The organism is Arcicella aquatica (assembly GCF_034928825.1).
GTDB classification, from domain to species: Bacteria; Bacteroidota; Bacteroidia; order Cytophagales; family Spirosomataceae; genus Arcicella; species Arcicella aquatica.
In genome coordinates, this window is the sequence record NZ_JAYFUL010000004.1 from 51,123 (window position 1) to 58,879 (window position 7,757).

The window sequence follows — 7,757 nt, forward strand, 5'->3', positions numbered from 1 at the left end:
TTACTACAAATGGATTTTTGCTAATGCTTGTATAAGATAGAAAAATCTATTATTTAGATTATTAAGTGATTACATATATTGCTTTTTGCCATTTTAAATATCGAAGCTGTTTAAACTTTCCATTTCTGAGGTAAAAGTATTGTATTTTTGAATTGATTTTTCCAAAATTTGCGAAGCATAGCATCGCTACGTTGAGTAAATTTTGGAACAAGCTATTCTAAAAGACTTAGTTTAACCCAAAAGGAAAAGTTTAAACAGCTTCATCGATTATTGTGGGTGCATTTAATCTCTCTTCTGATATTTTTTTTATTAATTCAGATGTAATTAAGGATGCTTGATTATCTATGTTATCACTTGTATCATAACTTAATCCTCCATACTTTAATGATTCATCGAACATTCCAACGGGACAGTCTGAAAACCAAATTGGTATTATAGAATTGTCACTAAATCGTTGTTTGAAATTGTTAGATTCGAATTTAGTCCATATTTTCCTTGGAAAATGTGTACTTAACAAGGGAATTATAAATCTAGCTTCTGTTGAATAAATTGGAGCTAAATAATCCTCTACATTTTCTGCAAGTATTCTACTTTGCTCATTTTTGTCATAGAAAACGGAAATATGATTTTCCAAAAGTATATTATTTATTTTCTCAGCTAGATTTCTATTTTCACCTGCGAATGATAGTGCAAAGTCATATTTACTATTAAATGAAAGTCCTACATAACCTATTTGCTTCGCAAATTTACTCCATAATAAGTTTCTTATATAAAACATAAATTTGGGATCTTCAATTGTCAATATTCTTGAATTAGCATCATAGTGAATTACGTCTTGAATAGTTTGGTCATCATTAATTAAAGCTTCCAAATGCCCTTTATCTGCAATTTGAGTAATACTGATTTTATGTTCAGGATAAACTCGCATAATATCATCTAACTGAATTGTCCAATCTACCGATTTTGACAGCCAAAATAATAAATGTAAATAGGGTGCTCTACCCTCGCGTCTTAATCTTGTTCCAGTAGAAAATGATTTTGCCTTATTGTAAAATGTTCTTGAAAATTCATCTAATACTTTTTGTTTTATGACTTCTAAACTTATTTCAATACTTTTTTTAACTGTTGAATTTTCAAGCTGTCCCGAAAAAGTACATATTTCACTGCATAAATATTGAGCTATATGGAAACTACCTTTCGATAATTCAACAATTTCGTTTTTATTATTAAATTCAATATTTAATGCACTTTCTCCCTTAATTATCAAATTCTCAATCTTTTCATCTGGGTTTTGTTCAAATCTAATTGTATCAATTCTATTATTTAAGTCAGACGCTAATCTAATCAATGAATCTCCAGCTTTATTTATTCCAATTAATATTATTTTATCATTTTCTCGTTCTTCGTCTGCTAATACTTTCATATAATCTGCAATAGAAGATTTCAAATTGTCTGGAAGAATATGAAAATCATCAACTACAACAATGCCAATATTTTTCATTTCTGGAAGAATTTGTATAAATTCTCTATCCTCACTTTTTCGTGCAGATAATTTACAGACTGTATTATTAAGATAAAGTTCTTCGATAGCTTTTTGTATACAAGTAGTTTTTCCAATTCCTGAAGGGCCTTCGACTACAATACATCTACCTTTCGTTCTTAGTGCAACAATTATGTTATTATATTCTAACGGTTTAACAAAAGTGTAAGTTGGTATTCCTGATTTCTTAAAAACGTCTTCTAAGTTTATTTTGTTCATATTATTTTATTTTTGTGGTCGAAGTTTGAATTGAAAAACATCTAATTAAACACATTATGAAATCAATTATTAGTGAGCTAATTATGAAAAATAATGTTATAATTACCTTGGCTCTACTTTCTGTAAAGATTAACAATTCTTATCATAAATCAAATTTTCAATTCTAAATAACACTTCTTACTTTGTAGTGTTTTAGTAAAAGACAATATGTTTTCTAGTATCTGATTCTTTACTTCACTCTTTCAGTTGAAGATATAGGAGTATAATCTTTTACAATTATACCTGATAAATTTTTGGCACTTACTTGATTGTTCTAATCCTCCCAAAAACCAAAATCCCCAAAGCCAAAATTAAACATCAGCTTTGGAGATTTATATTATGGTAAAATGATAGCGATTAACCGTTACCTATTTCACCGAAAACTTATAAACTGTTGTAGTTTGGTACGTTTCGTTTGGTTTTAATACTGTGCTTGGGAAAGCAGCTTGGTTTGGCGAATCTGGATAATGCTGTGTTTCAAGACACAATCCTGAACGGTGCTTATAAATAATACCGTTTTTCCCTTTGATAGTTCCGTCCAAGAAATTACCTGTATAGAATTGAATCGCAGGTTCAGTCGTCAATACCTCTAATACTCTACCACTAGTTGGTTCATAAACTGTTGCCGCAGATTTCAACGTTTTAGTAGAATCTGTCAACACCCAGCAATGGTCATAACCACCACCAAATTTAATTTGAGTATCTGTCGTATCGTTGATACCTGCACTGATTTTCTTAGATTTCAAAAAATCGAATACATTACCTGCTACTGGTTTTAATTCACCAGTAGGAATCAACGTCTTATCTACTGGAAGGAATTTGTCTGCATTCAATGTTACTTCATGACTTAAAATATCGCTATCTAAATTACCATTCAAGTTAAAATAAGTATGGTTTGTTAGGTTAATAACGGTTGTTTTATCAGTAGTTGCCTTATAATCAATCTTTAAAGAATTATCTTTTTGTAACGTATATACTACTTCTACTGATAAATTGCCCGGATATCCTTCTTCGCCATCTTTGGCAGTATAAGTCAATTTTAAGCTTGGTTCTTCACCTTCAATTGGTGTCGCTGTCCAAAGTACTTTATCAAAACCTTTCAATCCACCATGTAAAGCATTTACGCCATTATTTTGAGCTAAAGAATAAGCTTTGCCTTCGAGAGTGAATTTACCATTCGCAATTCTGTTGCCATATCTCCCGATTAAAGCCCCGAAATATGGAACACCTTTTACATAGCCAGCAACTGAATCACAGCCAAGAATCACATCTTCAAATTCACCTTTTTTGTTAGGGGCTGTCCATGAAACAACTGTTCCTCCAAAATTTGAAATTTTCACTTCCATACCAGCAGCATTTTTCAAGGTATAAAGTTCTGTTTCTTGTCCGTCTGGGAGTTTCCCAAAGCTTACTTTTTCAATCATATTATTGTTGTTTTCTTTTTTTGAGGTATCGCAAGATGTCATACTAACACAAGCTAATAAGAACAAAACAGCAGCTGTTTTTACTTGTTTTTTCATTGTTAAATATTGTTTTTGAGTTTATTTGTTTAAATTCTTAATAAATGAGGCTATTTAAACTTTTATTTTTCGGAATCCAGTAATGAATTTATACTGTTTGAGCGAAGCGAGTTTATAAATTCTTGATTTTTTTGTTACTTTTTGTATCAAGACAAAAAGTAAAGCAGAGAACAATCATAAAACTTATGTTTTTTAAAGTTTAAATATATAATAATGACATATTCACAGCAAACCTATTAAGTATGCTAAATAAATGAAATGCTATATGTATCATTCTATATTCAAAATCGGTCATCAACAGTTTGATAAGTCGAACTGCTAATGACCGAAATCAATAGGAACAATATTATAAATCAGCAGATTTCTTATGGTCTGCTAAGAATTTAGCCAAACCGCTATCTGTTAATGGGTGATTTAATAAGGCAAGAATAGCACTTAACGGACAAGTAACTACATCTGAACCCAATTCGGCACATTTCAAAATATGGATTGGATTGCGAACAGATGCCGCTAAGATTTCAGTTTCAAAACCATAGTTATCAAAAATCAATCTGATTTGCTCGATTAATTTGATACCGTCCATTGAAATATCATCTAAACGACCTACAAACGGAGAAACATAAGTAGCACCAGCTTTGGCTGCTAATAATGCTTGTCCAGCCGAGAAGATTAATGTACAGTTGGTTTTGATACCGATGCTTGAAAAATATTTGATAGCTTTGATACCATCTTTAATCATCGGAATTTTTACCACAATATTTGGGTGAAGAGCTGCCAAGGCAAGACCTTCAGCAATCATTCCATCATAATCAGTAGCGATAACCTCCGCAGAAATATCTCCATCAACAATATCACAAATTGCTTTGTAATGATTGATTACGTTTTCATGTCCGCTGATATTTTCTTTAGCCATTAAAGATGGATTTGTAGTTACGCCATCTAAAATACCTAAATCGTATGCTTCTTGAATTTCAGCAAGGTTTGCTGTATCGATAAAAAATTTCATTTGCTTGTGTTTTAGTGCTTTCGCAAGATTATCAATTGATTATTGAAATTACTAGTAAATAAATGGTTTTTGTGTCAGACGCTTCATTAAGTTTTTATTAACTCAAGAAGATTGGTACCTCTCAGACGAGAGGTACCAATACAAAAACCCAATTTTATTTATCTTCTATAAAACATTGAATTCCAACGCAATTCATTTTTGAATTGGTACAAATCTGTTTTATCATTAATCAATACGTATTCTATGCCTGCGATTTCAGCGAAATCTGCATAGAATTCTTGTGTAAGTGCCTGTGAATAAACAGTATGGTGTGCTCCACCTGCCAAAATCCACATTTGTGCTGCGGTTTTCAAATCAGGTTTAGTTTTCCATAATACACGCGCTACTGGCAATTTTGGTAATGCTGCGGCTGGCTCAATAGCCTCTACTTCGTTAACAATTAAACGGAAACGTCCGCCCATATCCACCATTGAGGCATTTAACGCAGGACCAGCAGGAGAGTTGAACACTAAACGAACTGGGTCTGCTTTACCACCAATCCCTAATGGGTGGATTTCGCAAGTTGGTTTGCCTGAAGCAATAGTAGGACAGATTTCCAACATGTGTGAACCCAACACTTGGTTGTTGTTTGGCGAGAAGTGGTAGGTATAGTCTTCCATAAACGAAGTACCACCTACTAAACCTGCTGCCATTACTTTAGAAGTACGTACCAATACAGACGTTTTCCAGTCGCCTTCGCCACCGTAACCGTATCCATCGGCCATCAAACGTTGAGAAGCAATACCCGGTAATTGAACCATTCCGTGCAAATCTTCAAAAGTATTAGTATAACCTTTGAAGTTTCCTTGTGTAAGGAATGAACGTAAACCAGCTTCAATTCTAGCAATTTCAACTAAACTGCTTCTTTGTCCACCGTTTACTTTCAATGAATCCATCAAAGTATATTGTGCTTCATATTCTTCAATCAGGGCATTAATAGCAGCGTCGCTCACTGAATTGATGATACCTACTAAATCACCTACAGGGTGTGTATTGACAGAGTATCCAAATTTGATTTCAGCTTCTACTTTATCGCCTTCTGTTACGGCTACAAAACGCATATTGTCGCCAAAACGAGCGAATTTAGCACCTTGTAAATCGTTCCAACCAGAGGCTACTCTACTCCAAACGTTGATTCTTTCATGAACCTCTTCGTCTTGCCAGTGACCTACCACTACTTTACGAGCGATACCCATTCTAGCTCCGATGAAACCGAATTCACGGTCGCCATGTGCAGATTGGTTCAAGTTCATAAAGTCCATATCGATATCTGCATACGGAATTTCAGCATTGAACTGAGTATGTAAATGACAAAGTGGTTTACGTAAAATTTTCAAGCCATTAATCCACATTTTTGATGGCGAGAAAGTGTGCATCCAGCAAATCAAACCGATACATTTTGCATCAGAGTTTGCTTGAATTGCCATATTGTATATTTCCTCTGGCGTTTTTAAAACAGGCTTAAATACAACAGTTACTGGAATTTTTGAAGACTTGTTGAGCGCTTCAGCAATAATTTTAGAGTGGTCATCCACTTGCTTAAGTGTTTCTTCACCGTAAAGATGTTGGCTACCTGTAATGAACCAAACTTCGTTTTGTTTTAAGTCAATCATTTTAATAAATATAATTTGGTAAGCACCAGAATGTTATGTGTGATATAATTATTTTAATTCCAATACAGCTACTGAAAACGCTGGTAATTTTACTTTTAATTGATTCCCCGAAATCGTTGCTCCTGAAAATGCCTTTGGTTGAATTTTATTAGGATTTTCAAATGAATTGAAGTCTCTTAATTTTTCAGCAGCTAAAATTCTTCCTGAAACAGAAACGTATTTTGCACCTTTTAAATCAATCGTGATTTCTTGAGGATTTTTAGGATCAACATTTGTTAAAGAGATGTGTGTTAAACCTTTAGCATCTTTTGAAGCTGAAACGGAAACCGCTGGTAATTTTTCTCCTTCAAATACAAAGTCGTTAGTTTTTACTTTGATTGGAAGCAAAGTAGCATCTTGGTGAACATTGTACATTTCCATTACATGGTAAGTAGGAGTGAGGATCATTTTCTCCTCTTTGGTAAGGATAACTGCCTGCAAAACATTTACTACCTGTGCTAAATTCGCCATTCTGATACGGTCAGCATGGTTATTGAAAATATTCAACGTAGCTCCCGCAATCATGGCATCTCTCATGGTATTTTGTTGAAACAAGAAACCCGGATTTGTACCATTTTCTACATTGTACCAACCGCCCCATTCGTCAACTACTAAAGCAACCTTCTTTTTAGGGTCGTACTTGTCCATTACTGCTGAATGTTTTGTTACCAATTCATCCATCAACAAAGCTTGTTGCATTGTTTTGAAATACTCTTTATCAGTATATTCTGTAGCAGAAGTTTTTTTACCTTCGCCCCAGCTTAAAACTGAATAATGGTGAATAGCTACACCTTCAAGCATTTGATGAGGAATGTTCTTCATCAACGTTTCTGTCCATTTATAATCTGCATCACTTGCACCAGAAGCTACTCTGAAAAGTCCTTTTTTATCTGCTCCTGCCATGAAAGTAGCATACTGACGATAGATGTTAGCATAATATTCGGCTGTCATGTTTCCACCGCAACCCCAAGCTTCGTTACCTACTCCCCAGATTGAAACATTCCAAGGTTTTTCACGACCATTTTGCTCACGTAATTTTGACATTGGACTTGTTCCTGCACCCAAATTTATATACTGGGTCCAGTCTTTCAATTCTTGTACAGTTCCACTACCTACATTACCAGAAATATATGGTTCAGTACCCAATAGCTCGCACATATTCAAGAAATCGTGTGTACCAAAAGAATTATCTTCAGTAACACCACCCCACCAAGTATTAACCATCGCTGGGCGTTGAGCTTTAGTCCCAATACCATCTTTCCAGTGATAAGTATCAGCAAAACAACCACCTGGCCAACGTAGGTTAGGAATTTTTAATTTTTTAAGCGCATCAATAATGTCTAATCTTACACCATCTTTATTCGGGATTTTTGTGTTGTTTTCACCCACATAAAAACCACCGTAGATACACGTACCTAAATGTTCTGCAAAATGCCCGTAGATGTGCTTGTTAATCGTTACTTTTCCTGAATCAGCTTGCAATGTCGCTGTATTTTGAGCATTTCCTAGGAAAGAAAGCCCTAAACAAGCCATTGCCAATAGTTGTTTTTTCATCGATTTTTTGGAGGATTTAATTGGAATAATATTTTTCAAGTTAAGAGTTTTGAGTTATGAGTGAGGAGTTGTGCTTGCCTAAAATAGGTTGACATAAATTTCAACTTATTTATGAGCAAATCGAAATCAGATTCTAAAAAAAGTACAAGTTTAAAAATTCGTCAACGACGTATTTTTAGTGAATCATT

General features: G+C 34.0%; 5 protein-coding genes. All 5 read right to left on the reverse strand.

From position 1 onward, the window contains the following. Positions 1-250: 250 nt before the first annotated feature. Entirely contained in the window at positions 251-1,759 is a 1,509-nt protein-coding gene (locus VB264_RS04065) for a TIR domain-containing protein (protein WP_323247001.1), read from the reverse strand. 407 nt (positions 1,760-2,166) lie between these two features. After that, positions 2,167-3,318 (reverse strand): aldose epimerase family protein, encoded by a 1,152-nt coding sequence (locus tag VB264_RS04070; protein ID WP_309916230.1) that lies wholly within the window; start codon positions 3,316-3,318, stop codon positions 2,167-2,169. A 346-nt stretch (positions 3,319-3,664) separates the two neighbouring features. Then, the gene (gene fsa / locus VB264_RS04075) at positions 3,665-4,324 is read right to left on the reverse strand and encodes a fructose-6-phosphate aldolase (protein WP_323247002.1); all 660 of its coding nucleotides are present in this window, start codon (positions 4,322-4,324) and stop codon (positions 3,665-3,667) included. Positions 4,325-4,482: 158 nt separating this feature from the next. Beyond that, complete coding sequence (gene araA, locus VB264_RS04080) at positions 4,483-5,976, reverse strand: L-arabinose isomerase (RefSeq protein WP_323247004.1); 1,494 nt, start codon at positions 5,974-5,976, stop codon at positions 4,483-4,485. A 48-nt stretch (positions 5,977-6,024) separates the two neighbouring features. Continuing rightward, on the reverse strand, positions 6,025-7,569 hold the full coding sequence (locus VB264_RS04085) for an alpha-N-arabinofuranosidase (RefSeq protein WP_323247006.1): 1,545 nt from the start codon (positions 7,567-7,569) through the stop codon (positions 6,025-6,027). Positions 7,570-7,757: the final 188 nt, after the last annotated feature.